The organism is Pseudoalteromonas sp. 2CM32C, assembly GCF_023161925.1.
Lineage (GTDB): Bacteria > Pseudomonadota > Gammaproteobacteria > Enterobacterales > Alteromonadaceae > Pseudoalteromonas > Pseudoalteromonas marina.
Map to the genome: position 1 here is coordinate 224,203 of NZ_JALNTI010000006.1, position 21,260 is coordinate 245,462.

At 40.3% G+C, this 21,260-nt stretch carries 22 protein-coding genes and 1 pseudogene; 14 read left to right on the forward strand and 9 right to left on the reverse strand.

Features of this window, described 5'->3' with window-relative positions; translation table 11 throughout:
* Nucleotides 1-47 precede the first annotated feature (47 nt).
* The 3 genes from MTF67_RS12980 to trxB form a co-directional block, all read right to left on the reverse strand.
* Nucleotides 48-752, reverse strand: a complete 705-nt coding sequence (locus tag MTF67_RS12980) for an arginyltransferase (RefSeq protein ID WP_248519742.1) — start codon at nucleotides 750-752, stop codon at nucleotides 48-50.
* Nucleotides 745-1,461 carry a leucyl/phenylalanyl-tRNA--protein transferase gene (gene aat / locus MTF67_RS12985; RefSeq protein WP_248519743.1) on the reverse strand — a complete coding sequence of 239 codons (717 nt, stop codon included), beginning with the start codon at nucleotides 1,459-1,461 and terminating at the stop codon, nucleotides 745-747. Before aat ends, MTF67_RS12980 begins: the two co-directional genes overlap by 8 nt.
* Nucleotides 1,462-1,559: 98 nt before the next feature.
* Nucleotides 1,560-2,510 (reverse strand): thioredoxin-disulfide reductase, encoded by a 951-nt coding sequence (gene trxB, locus MTF67_RS12990; protein ID WP_006792874.1) that lies wholly within the window; start codon nucleotides 2,508-2,510, stop codon nucleotides 1,560-1,562.
* A 289-nt stretch (nucleotides 2,511-2,799) separates the two neighbouring features.
* Between trxB and pssA the strand changes: the two genes are divergently transcribed.
* Nucleotides 2,800-4,125 carry a CDP-diacylglycerol--serine O-phosphatidyltransferase gene (gene pssA, locus MTF67_RS12995; RefSeq protein ID WP_248519744.1) on the forward strand — a complete coding sequence of 442 codons (1,326 nt, stop codon included), beginning with the start codon at nucleotides 2,800-2,802 and terminating at the stop codon, nucleotides 4,123-4,125.
* Between the two features lie 70 nt (nucleotides 4,126-4,195).
* Here pssA and ald read toward each other — a convergent pair whose 3' ends face one another.
* On the reverse strand, nucleotides 4,196-5,317 hold the full coding sequence (gene ald / locus MTF67_RS13000) for an alanine dehydrogenase (RefSeq protein ID WP_248519745.1): 1,122 nt from the start codon (nucleotides 5,315-5,317) through the stop codon (nucleotides 4,196-4,198).
* Between the two features lie 142 nt (nucleotides 5,318-5,459).
* On the opposite strand from ald, the gene lrp reads away from it, so the two are divergent.
* From lrp to serS, 6 genes are all read left to right on the forward strand, one after another.
* On the forward strand, nucleotides 5,460-5,939 hold the full coding sequence (lrp, locus tag MTF67_RS13005) for a leucine-responsive transcriptional regulator Lrp (protein ID WP_006792871.1): 480 nt from the start codon (nucleotides 5,460-5,462) through the stop codon (nucleotides 5,937-5,939).
* A gap of 157 nt (nucleotides 5,940-6,096) precedes the next feature.
* Nucleotides 6,097-8,595 (forward strand): DNA translocase FtsK 4TM domain-containing protein, encoded by a 2,499-nt coding sequence (locus MTF67_RS13010; RefSeq protein ID WP_248519746.1) that lies wholly within the window; start codon nucleotides 6,097-6,099, stop codon nucleotides 8,593-8,595.
* Nucleotides 8,592-9,218 carry an outer membrane lipoprotein chaperone LolA gene (gene lolA / locus MTF67_RS13015; RefSeq protein ID WP_008127235.1) on the forward strand — a complete coding sequence of 209 codons (627 nt, stop codon included), beginning with the start codon at nucleotides 8,592-8,594 and terminating at the stop codon, nucleotides 9,216-9,218. Before MTF67_RS13010 ends, lolA begins: the two co-directional genes overlap by 4 nt.
* Complete coding sequence (locus tag MTF67_RS13020; protein ID WP_248519747.1) at nucleotides 9,211-10,554, forward strand: replication-associated recombination protein A; 1,344 nt, start codon at nucleotides 9,211-9,213, stop codon at nucleotides 10,552-10,554. The genes lolA and MTF67_RS13020 overlap by 8 nt, the downstream gene beginning before the upstream one ends.
* Complete coding sequence (gene crcB, locus MTF67_RS13025) at nucleotides 10,547-10,927, forward strand: fluoride efflux transporter CrcB (RefSeq protein ID WP_248519748.1); 381 nt, start codon at nucleotides 10,547-10,549, stop codon at nucleotides 10,925-10,927. The genes MTF67_RS13020 and crcB overlap by 8 nt, the downstream gene beginning before the upstream one ends.
* 9 nt (nucleotides 10,928-10,936) lie before the next feature.
* On the forward strand, nucleotides 10,937-12,241 hold the full coding sequence (serS, locus tag MTF67_RS13030; protein WP_039037119.1) for a serine--tRNA ligase: 1,305 nt from the start codon (nucleotides 10,937-10,939) through the stop codon (nucleotides 12,239-12,241).
* A 228-nt stretch (nucleotides 12,242-12,469) separates the two neighbouring features.
* Here the strand turns inward: serS and MTF67_RS13035 are convergent.
* Both MTF67_RS13035 and MTF67_RS13040 read right to left on the reverse strand, forming a co-directional pair.
* Nucleotides 12,470-12,604: pseudogene (locus MTF67_RS13035) on the reverse strand (tyrosine-type recombinase/integrase); the annotation flags it as partial.
* A 149-nt stretch (nucleotides 12,605-12,753) separates the two neighbouring features.
* Nucleotides 12,754-13,695 carry an integron integrase gene (locus MTF67_RS13040; protein ID WP_248519749.1) on the reverse strand — a complete coding sequence of 314 codons (942 nt, stop codon included), beginning with the start codon at nucleotides 13,693-13,695 and terminating at the stop codon, nucleotides 12,754-12,756.
* 239 nt (nucleotides 13,696-13,934) lie between these two features.
* On the opposite strand from MTF67_RS13040, the gene MTF67_RS13045 reads away from it, so the two are divergent.
* Together MTF67_RS13045 and MTF67_RS13050 are read left to right on the forward strand one after the other, a co-directional pair.
* Complete coding sequence (locus MTF67_RS13045; RefSeq protein ID WP_248519750.1) at nucleotides 13,935-14,363, forward strand: hypothetical protein; 429 nt, start codon at nucleotides 13,935-13,937, stop codon at nucleotides 14,361-14,363.
* Between the two features lie 161 nt (nucleotides 14,364-14,524).
* On the forward strand, nucleotides 14,525-15,094 hold the full coding sequence (locus MTF67_RS13050) for a hypothetical protein (protein WP_076920696.1): 570 nt from the start codon (nucleotides 14,525-14,527) through the stop codon (nucleotides 15,092-15,094).
* Nucleotides 15,095-15,129: 35 nt separating this feature from the next.
* Here MTF67_RS13050 and MTF67_RS13055 read toward each other — a convergent pair whose 3' ends face one another.
* Nucleotides 15,130-16,086, reverse strand: coding sequence for an IS110 family transposase (locus tag MTF67_RS13055; protein ID WP_248519751.1), 957 nt, complete (start codon nucleotides 16,084-16,086; stop codon nucleotides 15,130-15,132).
* 332 nt (nucleotides 16,087-16,418) lie between these two features.
* On the opposite strand from MTF67_RS13055, the gene MTF67_RS13060 reads away from it, so the two are divergent.
* Nucleotides 16,419-16,745, forward strand: coding sequence for a hypothetical protein (locus tag MTF67_RS13060; protein WP_248519752.1), 327 nt, complete (start codon nucleotides 16,419-16,421; stop codon nucleotides 16,743-16,745).
* A 465-nt stretch (nucleotides 16,746-17,210) separates the two neighbouring features.
* On the opposite strand, the gene MTF67_RS13065 is transcribed toward MTF67_RS13060, so the two are convergent.
* Nucleotides 17,211-18,254: an IS110 family transposase gene (locus MTF67_RS13065; RefSeq protein WP_248519753.1), complete on the reverse strand. Its 1,044-nt coding sequence runs from the start codon at nucleotides 18,252-18,254 to the stop codon at nucleotides 17,211-17,213.
* A gap of 205 nt (nucleotides 18,255-18,459) precedes the next feature.
* Between MTF67_RS13065 and MTF67_RS13070 the strand changes: the two genes are divergently transcribed.
* The 3 genes from MTF67_RS13070 to MTF67_RS13080 all read left to right on the forward strand — a co-directional run bounded on the left by MTF67_RS13070 (nucleotide 18,460) and on the right by MTF67_RS13080 (nucleotide 19,534).
* Nucleotides 18,460-18,750 carry a hypothetical protein gene (locus tag MTF67_RS13070; protein ID WP_010556392.1) on the forward strand — a complete coding sequence of 97 codons (291 nt, stop codon included), beginning with the start codon at nucleotides 18,460-18,462 and terminating at the stop codon, nucleotides 18,748-18,750.
* A gap of 322 nt (nucleotides 18,751-19,072) precedes the next feature.
* Nucleotides 19,073-19,222, forward strand: a complete 150-nt coding sequence (locus MTF67_RS13075) for a hypothetical protein (protein WP_010556393.1) — start codon at nucleotides 19,073-19,075, stop codon at nucleotides 19,220-19,222.
* Nucleotides 19,223-19,285: 63 nt separating this feature from the next.
* On the forward strand, nucleotides 19,286-19,534 hold the full coding sequence (locus MTF67_RS13080; RefSeq protein ID WP_010556394.1) for a hypothetical protein: 249 nt from the start codon (nucleotides 19,286-19,288) through the stop codon (nucleotides 19,532-19,534).
* 63 nt (nucleotides 19,535-19,597) lie between these two features.
* On the opposite strand, the gene MTF67_RS13085 is transcribed toward MTF67_RS13080, so the two are convergent.
* Nucleotides 19,598-20,779 (reverse strand): PQQ-dependent sugar dehydrogenase, encoded by a 1,182-nt coding sequence (locus tag MTF67_RS13085; protein ID WP_248519754.1) that lies wholly within the window; start codon nucleotides 20,777-20,779, stop codon nucleotides 19,598-19,600.
* Between MTF67_RS13085 and MTF67_RS13090 the strand changes: the two genes are divergently transcribed.
* Entirely contained in the window at nucleotides 20,764-21,216 is a 453-nt protein-coding gene (locus MTF67_RS13090) for a hypothetical protein (protein WP_248519755.1), read from the forward strand. The two genes, MTF67_RS13085 and MTF67_RS13090, sit on opposite strands and share 16 nt — an antisense overlap.
* Nucleotides 21,217-21,260 lie beyond the last annotated feature (44 nt).

The following is a 21,260-nucleotide window of genomic DNA, read 5'->3' on the forward strand; positions in this document are numbered from 1 at the left end:
GCCCAAAATACACCAATAAGTAAAGGCGCAGGGGCTATATTTGCAAATTAAATAGCCACCCACTCATCATTAAGCTGTTTTTGTGCGGGTAAAAACTGAGTTTTATACTTCATTTTGGTGCACTCATCAATTTGATAGCCCAAATACACAAATTGTTTATTTTGCGCTTTAGCAAATTTTAGCTGCTCTAATATCATAATTGACCCTAGGCTATAGTGCTCAAAGTCAGGGTCAAAAAACGTGTAAATAGCAGAAATAGCGTTGTCCATACAATCGGTTACAGCTACACCTACTAAAGTGTCTTGATACCAAAGTTCGATAAACGTAATTTCAAGCCAACTGCAAAATAAAAAGCTTTGAAATTGTTCAGGCTGTGGTGGGTACATGCTGCCGTCTTGATGGCGCATAGTTATATATTTACTGTACAGCGGATAATACTCTGCTCGTTCGCTAGTAGAGTAAGTGACCGTAAACTGTGTTTTTGCTTTGTTTAGTTTACGTTTTTGTGATTTTGATGGCATAAATTCTTGCGCTAAAACACGAACAGAGTTACATGCACTGCAAACGGGGCAGTGAGGGCGGTATATTTGGTTACCACTGCGCCTAAAGCCGACTGCTAACAAAGATTCGAACTTTTCTGAGCAATAATAAGTGGGATCTAATATGACTAATAGTTGCTCGCGCCTGTTGGGCAGATAACTACACGCAAATTCTTGGCTTAAACCAACACGGGCTGTTAGGTTTTCATTCATAGATTGCAATAAGTTCCTGTGGTTCCCACATAGTAGGATTAACTTTATAGGTAAGTGCAGTGTTAAGTTTAGCTAAAAAATCAGTTCGAGGAATAACTTTTGCTCCCAAACTCATCAAATATGGGTTTTCGAGTTGGCAATCAATAAAATGAGCGTCATGGTTTTTTAACCAATTCACAAGCGCCCACATAGCTAATTTAGAACAATTAGTTTGATGATGAAACATCGATTCGCCACAAAACACACCATTTTGCATAATTCCATACAGTCCACCTGCAAGCTCTCCGTTGCGCCACACCTCTAAGCTATGCGCTACGCCTGCATGATGAGCATTTATGTAAGCACTAAGCATATCAGTAGTGATCCAAGTACCGTCGGTATCAATGCGTTGGTCACGGCATGCTTCAATGACTTCAACAAAGGCGTTATTAACTGTCACTGTTACGGGGTATTTTTTTAGGTGCTTACGTAAACTTTTACTAACATGAAACTCATTTAACTCCACAATGCCACGTTCACTTGGTGACCACCACATAATAGGTTCGTTATCGCTAAACCAAGGAAATATACCATTACTATAAGCATTGCAAAGGCGAGCTAGGCTCAAGTCACCACCCACAGCTAGTAGGCCGTCTGGAGAAACTAATGCATATTCTGGATTGGGAAATGCTATATCTGTATCACTTAGTTGGTATAGCTGGTTAGTCATAACATGTTTACTTTTTATAATTTGTTTTAAAAGTGTAACTATATTTTAGGCGTAAAAAAAGGGGCTGATTGTTCAGCCCCTTTTATAAAAAATAAACGTTATAGGTTGTCTAAATAGCGCTCTGCATCAAGGGCTGCCATACAGCCTGTTCCAGCAGATGTAATCGCTTGACGGTAAATATGGTCAGACACATCACCTGCAGCAAAAACACCTGGTACGCTTGTTTGCGTTGCGTTACCGTTAAGACCTGACTCAACAACTAGGTAGCCGTCTTTCATTTCTAGCTGGCCTTCAAACATATCTGTGTTTGGTTTGTGGCCAATTGCTATAAATACACCCGCCAAATCTAAATCTTCAGTAGCATCAGATGCTACATCTTTAATGCGAATGCCTGTTACACCCATTTGGTCGCCCAAAACTTCGTCTAGTGTACGGTTGTAGTGCATTACCACGTTGCCGTTTGCCGCTTTTTCAGTAAGACGATCAGCAAGAATTTTTTCACTACGGAAACTATCGCGACGGTGAATTACATGGACTTCATCAGCAATGTTAGATAAGTATAGTGCTTCTTCAACTGCGGTATTACCACCACCAACTACTGCTACTTTTTGGCCTTTATAGAAAAAGCCATCACATGTTGCACACGCCGATACACCACGACCTTGGAAGTTTGTTTCAGACTCTAAGCCTAAGTATTTTGCAGATGCGCCTGTAGCAATAATAAGTGCATCACATGTGTATGTACCTTGATCGCCAGTTAGTGTGAAAGGGCGTTTAGAAACATCAACTTTATTTATGTGGTCAAACACAATTTCGGTTTCAAAGCGTTCAGCATGCTCTTTCATGCGGTCCATAAGTGCAGGGCCTGTTAAACCGTGTGCATCACCCGGCCAGTTTTCAACTTCAGTGGTAGTAGTCAATTGACCACCTTGTTGCATACCTGTAATTAAAACAGGGTTTAAATTTGCACGGGCTGCATAAACTGCAGCTGTGTAACCAGCTGGGCCAGAGCCTAAAATTAGTAGCTTACTATGTTTTGCTTCAGTCATGATATTTTCCTAAACGATTCTATACGGTCATTAATGCGCTCGATTCTAAGAAAAACAAGGCAGAAGTAAACAAAATCTGAGATTATTTTTTTTAGTAAATCGAAAACCTGTTCATTTTTATGTACTAAACAAACATACTTTTATGCCTTGTGGGGTAAACTAGCTCAATAAATAGACTAACAAGCAACAAAACGTCGTTAATTCATGACCACTTTGATTTTTTTTGTTATGTTTTACCTAATTTTGATTTGTCACTGATAGATTATGTGACCTAAATGAATAGGCAACTATGTTATTTTGGCAGGAAAAACCCGCATTTGGGTTGACTTCAAAAGACGTTAACGTCTTAACCAATGCGCAAGATTACCGCACACAATTACTTAATTTAATCGCTAACGCAAAAACGCGCATTTATATTACTGCGCTTTATTTGCAAGATGATGAAGCAGGCCGCGAAGTTTTAGAGGCATTACACAATGCGTCTTTAGCCAACCCTGCACTTGAAGTAAAAGTACTGGTCGATTTTCATCGTGCCCAGCGTGGGCTTATTGGTGCTGAGAAATCAGACGGGAACGCAAGTTTATACTGTGACTATCTAGAAAAATTTAAATCAAATGTACAAGTATTTGGTGTACCGGTAAAAGCGAAAGAGCTGTTTGGTGTATTACACCTTAAAGGTTTTGTTATAGACGACACGTTGCTTTACAGCGGCGCTAGCCTAAATAATGTGTATTTACAGCACAGTGACCGCTACAGGCTTGACCGTTACTTTTTAATTACGCAAAAAGGCCTGTGTGACTCTGTAATAGACTTTATTGAAACAAAGCTATTGAGTTCAGTGGCAGTGCCTCGTATCGACACGCGTCCGCTCAAGCGATTAATTGACTTTAAACTTGAACAAAAGCAATTAATGCGTGATCTAAAAGCTGCAAGTTATAAGTCGGCTGAGCAAGCAAGCAATAATGCGTTAAATATTCGTTTGTTTTTAGGGCTTGGGCGTCGTCATAACGAACTTAATCGTATGATCAAAGCGCTTTTTGATACAACAGAGCGCGAATTAGTACTTTACACGCCATACTTTAACTTCCCGGCGCCGCTTATGCGTTCGTTACGCAGGCTTTTGAAACAAGGCAAACATATTACAATTGTTGTGGGTGATAAAACCGCTAATGATTTTTATATGCCACCTAGTGAGCCGTTTAGTAAAATTGGTGCGTTGCCTTATTTATACGAAACTATTTTACATAAATTTGTTAAAACACAAAAACGCCATATAGATAACGGTAACTTAAATGTATACCTTTGGAAACACGACAATAACTCTTTCCATTTAAAAGGAATATGTGCAGATAGATCAAAGCATTTATTGAGTGGGCATAACCTAAACCCACGAGCATGGGGCTTAGACATAGAAAACGGGATATTAATTGAAGATCCTGAGCAAACTATTATGCAAGCAATTGATAACGAAAAGCATGAAATTCTTAAGCACTGTCGCCGACTAACAGGGCCAGACGATCTAGAAACCATGGAAGATTACCCTCAGCCAGTTAAAAAGTTACTTGGCCAAGCAAAACGGGTAAAAGTAGACTTTATTATTAAACGGTTTATTTAGATTGAATTTAAATTAGACATAAAAAAAAAGCAGCTTTATAGCTGCTTTTTTTATTGGTACAAACGCTTAATTAAGCGTTTTCAACCGCTGTACGTGGGTCAACGTAATCCATGTTAAATGCTTCAGCAACTTCTTTGTACGTTACTTGGCCTTTAATTACATTTAAGCCTTTTAGGAAGTTAGCGTCGTCTAGCAATGCCTTTTTGTAACCTTTGTTTGCAAGGTTAATGATAAACGGCAATGTTGCATTGTTAAGTGCAAATGTAGACGTACGAGGGACAGCACCCGGCATGTTAGCAACACAGTAGTGAACAACTTCATCAACGATGAAAGTAGGATCAGCATGCGTTGTTGCTTTAGATGTTGCAATACAACCGCCTTGGTCAATAGCAACGTCAACAATAGCAGCGCCAGGCTTCATTGCTTTGATGTGCTCTGCTGTTACAAGCTTAGGAGCTGCAGCGCCAGGGATTAGTACGCCACCAATAACTAAATCTGCTTCTAGTACGTGTCTTTCAAGTGCATCAGCCGTTGAGTAAATAGCTTTTACTTTATTACCAAATTGCGCGTCAAGTGCACGTAGTACATCAATGTTACGGTCAAGTACAACAACATCAGCGCCTAGGCCTACAGCCATTTGTGCAGCGCTACGACCAACCATGCCGCCGCCGATAACAACAACTTTAGCTGGCTCAACACCAGGTACACCGCCTAGTAACATACCACGACCGTGGTTAGACTTTTCAAGGGCTTGTGCACCGGCTTGAATAGACATACGGCCAGCTACTTCACTCATTGGCGCTAAAAGTGGTAAACCACCACGAGAGTCAGTTACTGTTTCATAAGCAATACAAATCGCTTTGCTCTTAACAAGGTCTTCAGTTTGTGGAAGATCCGGTGCAAGGTGAAGGTAAGTGAAAAGAATTTGGTCTTCACGAAGCATTGCACGTTCAACTGCTTGTGGTTCTTTTACTTTTACAATCATGTCTGCGTTTGCAAAAACGTCAGCCGCAGTTGCTAAAATGTCTGCACCTGCTTGGGTGTAATCTTCATCTGTAAAACCAATGCCCATACCTGCATTTGTTTCTACAATCACTTGGTGGCCGTGATTAACTAATTCACGAACACTAGCAGGAACCATACCTACGCGGTATTCATGGTTTTTGATTTCTTTAGGTACACCAATAATCATAACATTTGCCTTATTAAGAACGGATTGAAATTTTTCACTATTATATTCATGACAAGCCAGTGTGTCTCACCTTTTTTAAATACCAAGCTAGTGTTATTATCTAAATAATAAAAATAAACAGAATAAAAAACTAGTGAGCCTTATGCATCAGTTATTAGACAGAATAGACCGTAAAATTTTGATGGAATTACAACACGATGGGCGTCTTTCAAATGTTGAACTGGCCCGACGAGTTGGCCTGAGCGCCACGCCCTGCCTAGAGCGCGTAAAAAAGCTTGAGAGAGAAGGTTACATACTCGGATACAAAGCCGTGGTCGATCCGGCTAAGTTAGGGCAGGGGTTATCGGTGTATGTAGAAGTTACGATTACCAAAACCTCGCCAGACGTATTTGACGAGTTTAGTGCAGCCGTAAAAAAGCACGAAGAAATAATAGAATGTCACCTAGTGTCGGGTAATTTTGATTTCTTACTTAAAACGCGTGTTAATGATATGTCAGAATACCGTGGTGTATTAGGAGACATTCTTTTAAAATTGCCAAACGTGAGTGAAAGTCGCACCTATGTAGTTATGGAAGAAGTAAAAGGTGAAGACGGCGTAATTATTCGCCCTTACATTGCATAAGTTTAACTGTTAAAGATAAACAGGCTCTAATTTATAAAAACGTGTTCATAATCAGGCCATACACATTAAGATAAAGTGCATCAAATTGCATTTCCTGCTAAGGTATTTGACTGCTGTTGAAGTGTAATAAATAGAATAATAAGAGGGATAGGAAGTTATGCGCCTAAACGGTGTGCAAAGACTATTAGAAACAGGGCTGATTATCAGTACCTTTGCTGCAATATTTATTTTATGTGCCTTAATCAGTTTTGATCCGGCTGACCCGTCGTGGTCCCAAACCGGCGAATTTAGAAACGTAAAAAATATTACAGGCACAGCCGGTGCGTGGGTTGCCGATATACTGCTGCTTACTTTTGGGTGGCTTGCGTATTTAGTTCCGGCGGCGATTCAGTTATTCGGCTATTTATTATTTAAACAGCCGCACCGTATTTTACAGCTTGATTACACAACATTAGCCCTTCGCATTATAGGCTTAGCCCTGTTTGTGACCTCAGCTACGGCAATTAGCAGTATTAACTTCGACGATATTTATAATTTTTCATCAGGCGGGGTAGTGGGAGATGTCATTGCGACTGCCATGATGCCGGCGTTTAATTTTACCGGCACATCAATTTTGCTATTGTGTTTCTTTTTTGCAGGATTAACCCTTTTAACGGGCGTGTCGTGGGTTGATTTTGTAGATTACCTAGGCGATTTAATGGTTAGGTTGTATCGCTTTATTACTTCGTACATAAAAGGTTGGATAAACAGAGAACGAATTGCTGCAAACACGAATAATGACAATGCAGATGCTCAGTTTAAAGACGACCTCACAGAGCAGCTTGAAGCGCCAGTAGAGGCAAAAAACGACGCACCTCAAAAAGCCATTAATAAACCGCAAACGCCTTTTACAGAGCCACAAATCAGCGACGACTACAGCCCATTTGATGAGCTTGACGATATACTCGATCAAGAAATTGGCTTTAGTGCAATAGATGATGAACCAATGGATACGGCAGCGGCACTAAACGCGCTTGATCAAAGCCAAGTTGTAGAACCTGAAAAACCAGTTACAACAGTGGTATCGCCAGCAAGGCCTATGCCTAAAGCAAAGCCTGCGTATCAGCCACCACCAACAGCAAAAGAAAAGTTTGAACAACTGCTTGACCAAGAGCCGCCACCAGGCCCATTACCGTCGCTTGATTTACTCGACAGACCCGATAAAGCTAAAAACCCAATTTCGCAAGAAGAGCTCGATGTTGTATCACGCCTTGTAGAGACAAAACTTCTCGACTTTAACGTACAAGCTACAGTAGTTGGTGTATATCCTGGGCCTGTTGTAACGCGATTTGAGCTTGATTTAGCACCGGGAATAAAGGTGTCTAAAATTACCGGTTTATCAAAAGATTTAGCCCGCTCGCTTTCAGCTATTAGTGTACGTGTTGTTGAAGTTATACCGGGTAAAACTTACATAGGCATAGAGCTGCCTAACAAACACCGTGAAATAGTTCGCTTGTCTGAAGTAATAAATGCGCCTAAATTTGAGCAAAATCCATCACCGCTTACCATGGTGTTAGGTAAAGACATTGCAGGGCAACCTGTGTGTGCCGATTTAGGTAAAATGCCACATTTATTGGTAGCTGGTACAACGGGCTCGGGTAAGTCAGTGGGCGTTAATGTAATGATATTAAGCTTACTGTATAAATCGGGCCCAGATGATGTACGTATGATCATGATTGACCCTAAAATGCTTGAACTTTCGGTTTACGAGGGTATACCGCATTTATTATGTGAAGTTGTAACCGACATGAAAGAAGCGGCTAACGCGCTGCGTTGGTGTGTAGGTGAAATGGAACGTCGTTATAAATTGATGTCAGCGTTGGGTGTGCGTAATTTAAAAGGTTACAACCAAAAAGTACTTGATGCCAAAGAAGCGGGCTACCCCATTATGGACCCACTTTTTAAAGACACAGACGGTATGAAGGACGGCCCCGACGAGCTTGAAAAACTACCAAGCATTGTTGTGGTAATTGATGAGTTTGCCGACATGATGATGATTGTTGGTAAAAAAGTAGAAGAACTTATTGCACGTATAGCGCAAAAAGCACGTGCAGCAGGGATTCACTTAGTACTTGCCACTCAGCGCCCGTCGGTTGATGTAATTACAGGCTTAATTAAAGCCAATATACCAACGCGTATGGCGTTTCAGGTATCAAGTAAAATAGATTCGCGCACCATACTTGACCAGCAAGGAGCCGAAAACTTACTAGGTATGGGTGACATGCTTTATTTACCGCCAGGCACAAGCGTGCCAGAGCGTGTGCATGGCGCATTTGTAGATGACCACGAAGTACACGCAGTCGTTAACGATTGGAAAGCGCGTGCTAAGCCTAATTACATAGATGAAATTCTTAATGGCGATGCCACTGAAGATATTTTACTACCCGGTGAAGCAAGTGAAAGTGCAGATGAAGAGTCAGACCCACTTTACGACGAGGCGGTCGCATTTGTAATTGAGACAGGCAAGGTATCGGTTTCATCAGTACAACGTAAATTACGCGTAGGCTATAACCGTGCAGCACGCTTAGTAGAACAAATGGAAACATCAGGTATCGTAAGTTCACCAGGTCATAATGGTGCTCGCGATGTATTAGTACCTAATGGAGCAAACCAATGAAAAAATTAAACAGTTTATTATTAGTATTAAGTGGCTTAATTGCCGCACCGAGTTTTGCAGACGACAGCCAAGCACTGCAAGACAAACTGGCAACACTTAAAAGCTTTAAAGCGCAGTTTGCACAAAAAGTAACAGACAAAGAAGGCCAAGCCGTAATGCAAGGCGAGGGTACAATCGCCCTTAAACAACCTATGATGATACGCTGGGAACAAACCAACCCAGACGATACCTTATTTGTATCTAATGGTGATAAAACCTATTACTTCGACAGTTTTGCTGAGCAAGTAACCATAATGAATACTCACAGCTTAATAGACTCAACGCCGTTTGTATTACTTACCTCAAAAGACCCAGCACAATGGGAAAAATACAGTGTTCAAGCAACAGACTCTGGCTATAGTGTTACGCCAAATAAAGGCGTAGAAAGTCAAGTAGAGCAGTTAGATATTACGTTTGTGGATAATCAAGCAGGCCTTGCAACATTAGTAGTGACAGATAATTCGGGCCAACTTTCATCGTTTACTTTTAACGATGCCAAAGTAAACACCGAGCTTGACGCCACAGTATTTGAATTTACACCGCCAGAAGGTGTTGAAATAGACGATCAAAGCCACGGTGAGTAATTTAGGCTTTAACTTTGGACCCGATGTACGCCCACTTGCGGCGCGAATGCGCCCAACAACGCTTAATGAATACATAGGTCAGCAGCATTTACTGAGTAGCGACAAACCTTTGCATCAAGCTATTGTTGCAGGGCGCTGCCATAGCTTAATTTTGTGGGGGCCGCCAGGGGTGGGTAAAACAACCTTGGCGCAAATTATTGCAAACCACGCCGATTCCGAGCTTATACAAATGTCGGCTGTGACCGCAGGCGTAAAAGATATTCGCGACAGCGTAACGCAAGCACATGATAACCTACAAAGCCGCGGGCAACGCACCTTAATGTTTGTGGATGAAGTACACCGTTTTAATAAATCGCAGCAAGATGCATTTTTACCTCACATAGAAGACGGCACGTTTATATTTGTAGGCGCGACAACCGAAAACCCCTCATTTGCACTTAATAATGCTATTTTGTCGCGTGCACGCGTTTATGTTTTAAAGTCGCTTGCCGATACCGACTTATACACAGTAATAGAGCGCGCACTTGAGCAAGATGAGCAACTAAACCAAAAAAACATAGTTATTGCTAATAACGCCAAAAAGGCGCTTTGCCAAGCAAGTGGGGGCGATGCCCGTAAAGTATTAAACCTACTTGAGCAAGCGGTTGATTTAACGAGTGAGCAAAACGGTAAATACAACGTAGATGAACACGTACTTAGTCAAGTACTGCCTACGCATTTGGCTAAATACGATAAAGGCGGCGATGAATTTTACGATTTAATCTCGGCTTTTCATAAATCGGTACGAGGCAGTTCACCCGATGGTGCGCTGTATTGGTATTGCCGTATTTTAGCCGGTGGTGGCGACCCACTTTATGTAGCAAGACGCTTACTTGCCATTGCCACAGAAGACATAGGTAACGCCGACCCACGGGCAATGGAAGTAGCGTTAAACGCATGGGATATATTTCAGCGTGTAGGCCCAAGCGAGGGCGAACGCGCCATTGCACAAGCCACTTTATACTTAGCCAGCGCACCCAAAAGTAATGCGGTTTATATGGCGTTTAATCAAGCAAAAGCTGATGCCAAAAATGAGCCAAGTTACCCAGTGCCTGAGCATTTACGCAATGCACCAACCAACTTAATGAAAGATTTAGGTTATGGCTCCGAGTACCGTTATGCGCATAATGAAGAGGGCGCCTTTGCCGCTGGCGAAAAATACTTACCACCAGAAATGGACGGCAAGGAATATTACCTACCAACCGATCGCGGCCTTGAGCAAAAAATTAAACAAAAACTCGATTACCTAAAAGAGCGCGATGCGCAAAGCCCACTTAAACGATACGAAAATGATTAAACTTTATATGATGATCGCCATTGGCGGTGCCTCAGGGGCTTGTTTACGGTTTTTTATTAGCGAAACCATGCTAAAACTCCTTGGTAGGGGATTCCCTTTTGGCACGTTGGCGGTTAATATTCTGGGTTCATTGTTAATGGGCGTTTTATACGGTTTGATAGATAAACAAATTATCACTGTAAGCCCCGCTAAAACCCTTATAGGTATTGGCTTTTTAGGTGCATTAACCACCTTTTCAACATTCTCAATGGACTCGTTGTTGTTGTTACAACAAGGTCACTTTATTAAAATGGCCTTCAATATCATCTTAAATGTGATGGTCTGTATTTTTATGGCTTGGCTGGGCCTTCAGCTGGTAATGCAAAAAGGTTAAAAAACTAACATGTTAGATTCTAAATATTTACGACAAGACGTTGAGCAAACTGCAGCACGCTTAGCGGCTCGTGGCTACGAGCTTGATGTTGCAAAAGTGACAGAACTTGAAGAGCAACGCAAAACATTACAAGTAAAAACGCAAGAGCTTCAAAGTCAACGTAACGCCAGTGCTAAAGCCATTGGTCAAGCAAAAGCGAAAGGCGAAGACGCACAGCCACTATTAGACGCAGTGGCAAACTTAGGCAGCGAATTAGACGCAACTAAAAAAGCGCAAGACGAAGTACTCAACGCGATTAACGACATTGCTTTAGCAATTCCAAATTTACCAGACGAATCAGTACCAGAAGGCGCTGATGAAGACGACAACGTTGAAATACTTACCTGGGGCACGCCTAAAAAGTACGACTTTGAAGTAAAAGATCACGTAGATGTAGGGCAAGACCTAAACGGCCTAGATTTTGAAATGGGCGTTAAAATTAGTGGCGCACGTTTTACAGTAATGCGCGGCCAAGTAGCACGTATGCACCGTGCACTAACGCAATACATGCTAGACACCCACACAGACACAAACGGCTATACAGAAATGTATGTACCGTACTTAGTAAATAGCGCAAGCCTATACGGCACAAGCCAATTACCTAAGTTTGCAGGCGACTTATTCCACACGTTAGGCCTAGTAAACGACGACGGTGAACAACAAGCTGGTTTTAGCTTAATCCCTACAGCAGAAGTACCGTTGACTAATAGCGCACGCGATGAGATTTACGACGAAAGCGATTTACCGATTCGCTTAACTGCGCACACACCATGTTTTAGAAGTGAAGCGGGCAGCTACGGTCGCGATACACGCGGCTTAATTCGCCAGCACCAGTTTGATAAAGTTGAACTAGTACAACTAGTAAAACCAGAAGATTCAATGCAAGCGCTTGAAGAGCTAACAGGCCACGCAGAGCAAATTTTACAAGCACTAGAACTACCATACCGTAAAGTGATTTTATGTATGGGCGACATGGGCTTCGGCGCAGCTAAAACATACGACTTAGAAGTATGGTTACCGGCGCAAGATACCTACCGCGAAATTTCGTCTTGTTCAAATATGGTCGATTTCCAAGCGCGCCGTATGCAAGCTCGTTTTCGCCGTGAAGGGGCTAAAAAGCCAGAGTTACTACATACACTAAATGGCTCAGGTTTAGCCGTTGGCCGTACACTAGTTGCCATACTAGAAAACTACCAACAAGCCGATGGCTCGGTAGTCGTGCCAGAAGTATTACGCCCATACATGGGTGGAGTTGAAGTTATTGGTAAAGCGTAAGGTTTAGCTATTAGTTTTTTGGCTATAAGTTTTAAGTAGAAAAGCCGCTGTTTTAAACGAACAGCGGTTTTTTTGTTTTAGGAAAAGGTTCGAGGTTAAAGGTAAAAGCTGAGATATTAATTCGCAGTGAAATTCATTGTGTAAGAATCGGCTTCATACATTATCGACGCTATTTTTGTATAAGGCGTACTTTAACGCGTGACACACAATTAAAAACTTTTGCTGGTTTTATAATCTCGAAAATGGGCTTACAACACCATTGGCTCCTTGTTGTAAAATATGAGTATATATTTGGGTTGTTCGCACATCACTATGGCCTAATTGTGCCTGAACCGTGCGAATATCAGCGCCACTTTGTAATATACCCAAACTACCTCAAGATGCAGAATTCAGCGTTTCACAGGGGCTAAATATCAAGGCGTTACCTTGCAATAATTGCATTCCCTTTTAAGAAGTTACAACGATGAGAGTAAGTGCCTGTGAAGCGCCCAACGGGTTGGTTTAAATGTGATTTATACTGCGTTATTGATTTTAACAATAGAACCACTATTACTTACGATCAATGCCTTGCCTAAATCGCTTTTAATTCCAACTGAAACTCGCATCTTAAGGCGGTTTGGGTATAGTTTCGTTGCAAATGAATGGCGTAAGGTATGTGGTGTAACGTGTTTCCTAATTTTTGCATCGTCAGCAGTCTGTTTAACAGCGCGTTGTAATTGCTTTTCATCAATATGATGACGCCTCAGCTGCTTACTCTCAGGATCAATGCTTAATTTATGTGATGAAAATAAATATTGCCAACCTAATTGTCTGTTATGGTTTGGATATTTTTTACGTAACAAATGCGGCATGTAAGTGCCGCTATATAAGGGGTTTTTCAGATCTAATTGCAGGTAACTATCAACTAATTGTATTTGAGAACGTAATTGCGGTATGAGCTCTACTGCAAGCGTTAAAACACGATTTTTACCTCCTTTGCCATCCCAAATTCGAATGCAGTTATAGTCAAAGTCAATATCGTTTACTCGTAAACGCAGTACCTCCATTAATCGCATACCACTGCCATAAAGTAGTCCACAGGGTAAATAATGCTTCGCAGAGCACACTTTAAAAAAATTATTTATTTCCTGCTGCGTTAAAACTACCGGTAATTTAGTTGCTCGTTTGCTCTTAATAAAACCTAATGATAATGAGAGTGGCTTTTTAATCACTTCTTTAAATAAAAAGCTCAACGCATTTAAGGCTTGTGTTTGAGTATTAGGAGCAACATTTTGTTGGTTGACTAAATGATTTAAAAAAAGTTCGACCTCATTATCTCCCATCGTTGTTGGGTGCCTCATAGAGTTAAAACGAATAAACGAAGCTATCCAGTGTAAATACGCTTTAATGGTACTTTTAGCATAACGCTTTAGATACATTTGTTCGGCTATCATAGTTAAAAAAGGTGATTTCATGTTATGAATCTCTAGTAAAAGTTAACTGTATACATAAACAGTATTTGTTGTTTTGTCCAATATTACTGATCTCCACCATTTCGGTGTATTTTCGCACTGATTAAAAATAATTTTCAGTTAACTAATTGTTTACAGGTGTTTATTTGATGGTTAAGATAAATGCATTGTAATATATGGACATTTGTCGGTTTATAAAACGACAAATGTCGTAGACAAAATTGTTATATTTACTCGGACTTATGCAGAATTCATCAAAGTATTTTATTTCAATTCTTACATTGCTCCTTATTGGATGTTCAAACTTTCCTGATGAACCATGGAATGACGAATACTTTGTAAAAAGCGCTTTAGATGGGCACCATGAATTAGATTGCTCTAACGAAAAAGCAGAAATAGTTGCGGCTCAAGCTATTAAGGCTAAATACCCTAAGCATTATCACCAATTCTTAAAAAAAGGGTTTTCTATATATTCAGCTCCTTATGGTGACTACAAAGGCGAAGACTATGTACAGCGCTATGTATACAAATCAATTCTTGGTTATAAGGAAATCGAGCATATGAAATATGGCGGAAGCTACTATGAAAAGCATATTGAAGTTTCATTATCTCAAGAATGTGAAGTGTTAGGTGTGGATTACTTTAAAGGTAAAATAGAGTATCTTTATTAGTAAATATAACAAGCAGTTAAAGTGGGACTTTTTACAGTTTGCTCGGTTTCGCTTCGCTACACAATTTTAGCAAACTAATAAAAAGCCCCTTAACGTGGGCGTTATGCTACTAAATCACATCTAGGTGTGTATTCAATATAAAAAGGATTTACAAAACTGTTATGAAAAAAGCTTTAGTTGTTGCTGTAATATTACTAAGTGGTTGTTCTGTTAAACCAATTCAATATGATTTAACTGGGAACTACTCAGGAAAACCAATTACGGTTCAAAAGAATATTCCAACCATATCTGTTAGTGATTTTACATATGAACCTCATCGAAATATAAGCCAATATATGACATCTGGCTTTGGCTGCCTACTGTGCAATGCTGATGGAAGTCATCAGGCATTTGTATATCAGCAACCGGTTAAAAATATTATACAATCTGAAGTGAAAATTGCTTTCAAAGAGATTTCAGCGGGTAAAAATAGTGAAAAATGCACATTGACAGGGCAAATACATGCTGTCGGTTGGGATAGCATTAATGGAGATACGACGGTTGATCTTACTTACATTTTAAAAATACAAGACTCTGCTGAGTATGTTAAAAGGATCAGGGGTGTCTATGATGCTGGTATTTTTGAAATGCAAAAAGTTGATAAGTTTTGGGCAAAGCCAACACGAAAAACTGTCCAAGAATTGGTTTGGGATAATGATTTCTTAAATATTGTAAATAAAAAGTGTATATAAAATAGTAGCATAACAAGAGACTATGGCGTCAATAGTTAATTATTAACTTTTGGCGCTTCCCACATTACACCGTCTCTTAGCATCGAATTTAATATCACAATCATCTTTCTAATACAGGCGATGATGGCTACTTTTTTGGGTTTCCCTGCTGCCAATAAACGTTGATATGTTACTTTAAAAACTGGGTTTGATTGCATCGCTGACATCATCGCCATGTATAAAACCGTTCTCACTTGAGGTCGACCACCCTGAATTTTTCGATGGCCTTTATATCGACCACTTTCTCGGTTCATTGGGGCAACACCAATCAGGCTACTTGCTTGTTTGCTGTTGATGTAACCCAGTTCAGGTAGGTTACTGATGATTGATGCAGCAGCTATTTTTCCAATACCAGTCATACTCTGTAATATCATATTTTTAGCTTGGTATTCAGGGCAGCTTTCAATGAGTTTAACGATTTTTTCTTCAATCTTTTTTATCTGATTATTAAATAAAGTTAGTACTGGTTTGATTGTCATCGCCAGTGCTTTGGGCATTATTTGTAAGCGATTTTTCTCCATTGTTTGCATCGTAAGCAACTGGTTACGTCGAGTCACTAAATCACTCATTGCCTGCATGGTATCTGGCTTAAGCTGTGATAATTTAGGTTTAATCGCTTCGCTATAATGCGCAATTAATTGCGCATCAAGCTTATCGGTTTTGGCTCGTTGGCCTATTGCTCCCGCAAACCGTTTAACATGAATAGGGTTAGCGATTGTGAAAGGTAAATTGGCATTAGCGCAAGCCAAAATAAAGGGCATTTCAAGCCTACCAGTGGCTTCAATTACGATGCGCTCAGGCTTGTATTTCTTAATCGTTTTGACGGCTTCTTTAATGCCTTTATCATCATTTGGAACAGTGAAGTAAATGTCCAATGGACGGATATAAATATCGAGTTGGTACTTTCCGGTATCAACACCTATGTTTATGTTTTGCTTTGTTTTTGTATTCATAATAAGCTAACTCTTACTTGCATAATGCGGGTTCGAGACCCAGTAGACTATTCGAGTGTGGTGCTTGGAGTCCTTTGTCGCGTTCGTTCTTGTTATCGGTCTCTCAACAGAGGAGACTTTGCTCAATCGAACTACGACAAGGAAAGCTTAAGTTGCTGCTTAAGCCTGGGTCTCACATTACCCGAAAGAGGTTTAAATAGTAATTAAGATGGATGTATTATCCATACAAGTTGCTCAAACGGAAAAATAACAGTTGGCTGCGGCTCGTCCCTCGCGCATTATAGCCAACCATTATTTTCCGCTTAGCAAGGCGTTAGTTGCCTAGGGGTAGCATGTACGAAAATAGTCGAGTCCAAATAACAGATATGATCGCGTTATTGGAAGATGAAAAATCAGATTGGTGGATAAAGCACTTCAAGAGAGCCTTATCTGCATTTGATTCTTGTGAATACTTAAACTGTGCCAACATTATAATGTCTGGTAGTGGCGGTATGGGCAGTTTAAATGACTTAGTTTTAGGTCAAACTACCAATGCTAAAGGTGAGTTCTGTTGGAAACCTGATGCTGATGAATTAAATAAAAAATATATGCATTTACTAGGCGAGCTTTATTCATTCTCTAAGTCGGTGCAAAAGGCAACTAACACATATGAGCCTTAACTCTGTCAATAGGCATTAGTGTTCTTTTTGACCGTTTTTATAAATTGACGGTCAATTCTAAATCAATAAACAAATTCGTTTACTTCGTCTGTCGATACGGCTGTTAAGCAAGTAGCTTACGGCAAACACATATAGAGGCTCTCTTATTGCGATCTCATCGCAGCCAGGTTTTTCCCATATCCTTTTGGGGTTGCTGGGGCACTAGACATTCATCGGTTAACCTCATCATGGCACTATTCAAGGCGGCTGGTTTCATCATTATGATCCAGTTAGTTTCAGGCTCAAGTCAGGTGTAAGCGACTTTGTTCATTGTATTAACGCACGCATACTGAGCGTCTAATCAAGACAAGTGGCTTAGGTCTGTAGGCATATAATCAGGTTAAAACTTGTTGGTTATTAACTCGCCCAATTGATTGATGCTCAGCCTTATATCCAGTTAGATGTTCAGCTCACTCAGTACCGTGACTAACTCTTTAAGAATTTTTCTTCATCGAATACCGTCTCTTTTTTAAGCATATAATAAACACAGCGACCAAGCTTATGCGCAAGCGCTGACAGTGCTTTGGCTTTGCTCATTCGTTTTTGTAGTTTTTCGAGGTATTTGTTGGCGTTGTGATTGTGACGCAACAGCAATACTGCGGCTTCGGAGAACGCCCATTTTAGATGTGCATTGCCAATTTTGTTACCTTGGGTGCCATAGATTTTACCGGCAGACTCTGCTTTACATTTGACTAACCGACTATATGAAGCGAACTTTTGTACGCTTGAAAAGCGATTGATGTCACCAATTTCATAAATAATGGTAAGTGCGAGAATGCGGCCTATACCATTAATTGTTTGCAAGATATTAAGGTGGACAGGATTGTGTTGCTTGGCCATTTGTTCAATATAATGCTCTAAAGGCTTAAGCTCATTGTGGTAGCAATCGAGTATGGCCATATTTAAATTAATGGATCGTTGCACAACGGGATCAGGGGAGTAATAGCGCATCTTTTCTCTATCGCAGACGTTCTTTAAATTCACGTTGTGGGCAGGTAAATTGTACTGGCTGGCGGTATTGGCGACATGGGCTTTTAAATCAGCTCCGTGGCGAACAATTTTAGTTCTTCTGCGTAATAAGTCGCGCGTAGCACGCATATCTTTGTCATACACATAAGCAAGTGGGAAGTTTCCCCCACGGATGAGTTTGGCAATTTTATATGAATCTATTTTATCGTTTTTGGCTTTACCTCCATGAATTGCTTTCATATACAAAGCATGACCGAGAATAAAGTCGATAGTGTGTTCTTTACAAAAGTCAGCGACCCAATACCAACAGTGCATGCATTCTACGCCAACTACAATGTCACCGATATACGGTTTTAGTAGTTTGAATAGTGCTTCTGGGTCATCTTTAATTTTCTTGTGAACAAGGATGAGTCCTGTATTATCAATGATACAGACGTAAAGTAATCGGGCGTGTAAATCGATTCCACAATAATATGGATGCATGTTATTGTAAAAGTTCATTGAGCTTTCTCCTGTAAGGTTGGTTGCCTTTTCAGCGTAGCGAATAATCGCGATGCTGGGGAGGAGGCTCAATGAGTATCAAGAAAATAAACTAGGACACGTAACAGTTGGCTACGTTTCGCTTCGCTACACAATTTTAGCCAACCATTACTTAGCCTGTTATTTGGGCGTTATACGTACTGCGATATAGGTGTAAATTTTGAGGATGACGAAATTCGATAGATATTTAAAAGCCTATTTCGACTTAAGTGATGAGTTTAAAAACTTGGACAATGAAACTATCCGAGAGTTAGTTAAAGGTTGGGAGCAATCACTTAAACAAATTGAGGATTTCGTTACTTCAAAAAAAGTAACAAAATCACAAATGGTATCAGGTTTGGAACAAGGGTTACGTGAGATTCCGGAGATTATCTGTGACTTACCCAGCCCAATTAAAGAACAGGCGCTATTAATGTATAATCAGGCTGTGCTTAAAACAATCCCGGAACTTGAGTAATGTACGTATAATTAAAGGTTGGGAGCAATCACTTATGAAAATACAGGGGGCAAATCTTGACTTCAGACATCAAGTCGCAATTAACTCGAAGTAACTTTAGTTTGTGCATTATTTTCCTCTTAAAGCGAAGCGCCTCTCACCCTCTTTGTTAATAAACTGGCTCTAAAAAAATTAGTTTTTGTTTTTTTAGCTTAAAAATCTCTGCCATATTTTAACTGCAAATGGGATGTAAGTGAAAAGCCACTGGCTTACTATTTATTCTGTTGTTTTGGAAGGTAACTGCAGTAAAGTGTTAGTTAATTAACCTAAATAAGGAACATTCATGGAATTAGCTAAAGCTACAAGCTTGCAATTTGAAGTATCAGAAACAGGTCATCAAATTGTTCAGGCTGAAATAAATGGGCATACAGTACGTTTAATTTTAGATACAGCGGCGGGTGCATCTGTTTTAGATAGAGCATGTATTAAATAGCTTGGAATACAAGAGGCACTAAGCGAAGAAAATGACGCAGGTTTAGGTACAACCGAACACGAAATGGGCTTAACAGACGTTGTAAAATTTGAACTGGCAGGGCAGGTGTATAAAAGTACGCAGTTTGTATCACTAGACCTAGACCATGTTCAGGCCGCTGGTGGTGGCAATTCAATACATGGGTTATTAGTCTCGCCATTTTTTAGAAAATACCAAGCCATATTAGATTTTGGTACTAATACACTGACAATTAAACTAAATGAGATAAAGGGGTCAAATCTTGACTTCAGACATCAAATTGCAAATAGCTAAAGCGTCCTAATATAACCCATTATATTTCTCTAAAAGCGGAGCGCCTCAAATCCTCTTTGTGAATTAATCAGCTTTAAACAACATCAGCTTAGCATCTTTCCCATCGGTTAATATTGCTACATTACCTTGCGTAGTTACAAATACATCTCTTAATCGTCCTGTTGCTTCTGGAAATACATGCGACTGGGTGAATTTAGCATTCGCTAAATTAACGCTGTAGAGTTTTTTATCTACAAGCGTTGTAATGAGCACATGTTTTTGAAGCGAAGGGAATGCGGCGTGTTTAGAGCCATAATACGCCATACCCGATGGAGCGATTGATGGCGTCCAATCTACGCTTGGTTTTTGCATGCCTGGGTAGTCTCTAAATGGAGATATGCGCGCTTGCGAGTAATCGTCACCGTTTGTAATGACTGGCCAACCGTAATTATTTCCAGCCGTTAAATAATTTAGCTCGTCGCCACCTGCGGGGCCATGTTCGTGGCTTACAATTTGTTGCGTGTCATAGTCGTACACTAAACCTTGAAGGTTACGGTGCCCATATGAATACACTGCATGAGCTGTTGGGTTTTTATGGTCAATAAAAGGGTTATTTTTGGGTGTTTTGCCATTTGCTGTAATGCGCAGTGTTTTGCCAAGTTGGCTGGTTACTACTTGTGCTTGCTCTCTGTAGTCAAAACCATCGCCACTTGAAAACAGTAAAGTGTTATCGGGGAGAATAAGGGCGCGACCAGAGTAATGTTGTGGTGTGTCTTTATCTGTGGCTACGTTGTAAATGATGGTTGGCGTTGTAAAACGTGTACCGTTGAAGGTAGCTTTAGCTATTACGAGCCTGTTTGCATCAAGATTGCCTTGGGCGTAGGTAAAAATAATTTCTTTGGACTTAGCAAAATTCGGCGTGAGTACTATATCAAGTAAACCACCTTGACCTGCAACGTATAAACCTTCAAGTGGTAATTTTACTCTACTTTGCTCGTTATTTTTAATAACCACTACGTGGCCGTCGCGTTCGGTTATTAACCATGTGCCATCGGGCAGTTGCACCATACTCCAAGGCGAGTTTAGCTGTGTAGCGAGTGTTTGCGTTGTATATTGTTTTTTAGGTAATGTATTGTTTGCATTGACGTTAAACGAGAAGAGCAGGAATAGTATAAAAAGTGAGGTGCATTGTTTACGGCGCAAGCCTTTGCTACTGTATAAAAAATTATTTAGTTTAAATTGAGATAACCATGTTGTTTTTAACACGCATACTCCCTTCATTTTTAGTTGCTTGGTTACTAACGTTTACGCTTGCTAGCTTGTTTCATAGTCAATACGTTGTCAATCAATTAGTTAATGTAGGTGTAGTGGTAGAGTTTGCTGACCGTGTTAATTTAACACTCGAAGATTGGTTAGGTTTACTTCCTACGTATGGCGCTATTATTGCCCTTGCACTCACTATCGCTTTTTTAGTGACTTGGTTTATTAATAAAAAATTAAAAGCACATAGTACTGGGCTGTTTGTTATAGCGGGTATAGCCGCTTTTGCGACGGCGCTCATTGCGATTGAGTCTATTATGAATATAACCATCATTGCTGGCGCAAGAGGGTGGGGTTTTTATTTACAGTTGGTTGCAGGCGCTATTGGCGGTTACGCGTTTGCACAACTAATCAAAGTAGTTGAAAACACAAAGTTAAACTAAGTGTTTTTTAAGGTTAGTTACTTAGCAAAAGCCGCTGTTTAATG

Excerpts from the sequence above, each read along its gene's own strand:
- MTF67_RS12980 (WP_248519742.1), bottom strand. The coding sequence starts at position 752 with ATGAATGAAAACCTAACAGCCCGTGTTGGTTTAAGCCAAGAATTTGCG.
- aat (WP_248519743.1), bottom strand. The coding sequence starts at position 1,461 with ATGACTAACCAGCTATACCAACTAAGTGATACAGATATAGCATTTCCC.
- trxB (WP_006792874.1), bottom strand. The coding sequence starts at position 2,510 with ATGACTGAAGCAAAACATAGTAAGCTACTAATTTTAGGCTCTGGCCCA.
- pssA (WP_248519744.1), top strand. The coding sequence starts at position 2,800 with ATGTTATTTTGGCAGGAAAAACCCGCATTTGGGTTGACTTCAAAAGAC.
- ald (WP_248519745.1), bottom strand. The coding sequence starts at position 5,317 with ATGATTATTGGTGTACCTAAAGAAATCAAAAACCATGAATACCGCGTA.
- lrp (WP_006792871.1), top strand. The coding sequence starts at position 5,460 with ATGCATCAGTTATTAGACAGAATAGACCGTAAAATTTTGATGGAATTA.
- MTF67_RS13010 (WP_248519746.1), top strand. The coding sequence starts at position 6,097 with ATGCGCCTAAACGGTGTGCAAAGACTATTAGAAACAGGGCTGATTATC.
- lolA (WP_008127235.1), top strand. The coding sequence starts at position 8,592 with ATGAAAAAATTAAACAGTTTATTATTAGTATTAAGTGGCTTAATTGCC.
- crcB (WP_248519748.1), top strand. The coding sequence starts at position 10,547 with ATGATTAAACTTTATATGATGATCGCCATTGGCGGTGCCTCAGGGGCT.
- serS (WP_039037119.1), top strand. The coding sequence starts at position 10,937 with ATGTTAGATTCTAAATATTTACGACAAGACGTTGAGCAAACTGCAGCA.
- MTF67_RS13040 (WP_248519749.1), bottom strand. The coding sequence starts at position 13,695 with ATGAAATCACCTTTTTTAACTATGATAGCCGAACAAATGTATCTAAAG.
- MTF67_RS13045 (WP_248519750.1), top strand. The coding sequence starts at position 13,935 with ATGCAGAATTCATCAAAGTATTTTATTTCAATTCTTACATTGCTCCTT.
- MTF67_RS13050 (WP_076920696.1), top strand. The coding sequence starts at position 14,525 with ATGAAAAAAGCTTTAGTTGTTGCTGTAATATTACTAAGTGGTTGTTCT.
- MTF67_RS13055 (WP_248519751.1), bottom strand. The coding sequence starts at position 16,086 with ATGAATACAAAAACAAAGCAAAACATAAACATAGGTGTTGATACCGGA.
- MTF67_RS13060 (WP_248519752.1), top strand. The coding sequence starts at position 16,419 with ATGTACGAAAATAGTCGAGTCCAAATAACAGATATGATCGCGTTATTG.
- MTF67_RS13065 (WP_248519753.1), bottom strand. The coding sequence starts at position 18,254 with ATGAACTTTTACAATAACATGCATCCATATTATTGTGGAATCGATTTA.
- MTF67_RS13070 (WP_010556392.1), top strand. The coding sequence starts at position 18,460 with ATGACGAAATTCGATAGATATTTAAAAGCCTATTTCGACTTAAGTGAT.
- MTF67_RS13075 (WP_010556393.1), top strand. The coding sequence starts at position 19,073 with ATGGAATTAGCTAAAGCTACAAGCTTGCAATTTGAAGTATCAGAAACA.
- MTF67_RS13080 (WP_010556394.1), top strand. The coding sequence starts at position 19,286 with ATGGGCTTAACAGACGTTGTAAAATTTGAACTGGCAGGGCAGGTGTAT.
- MTF67_RS13090 (WP_248519755.1), top strand. The coding sequence starts at position 20,764 with ATGTTGTTTTTAACACGCATACTCCCTTCATTTTTAGTTGCTTGGTTA.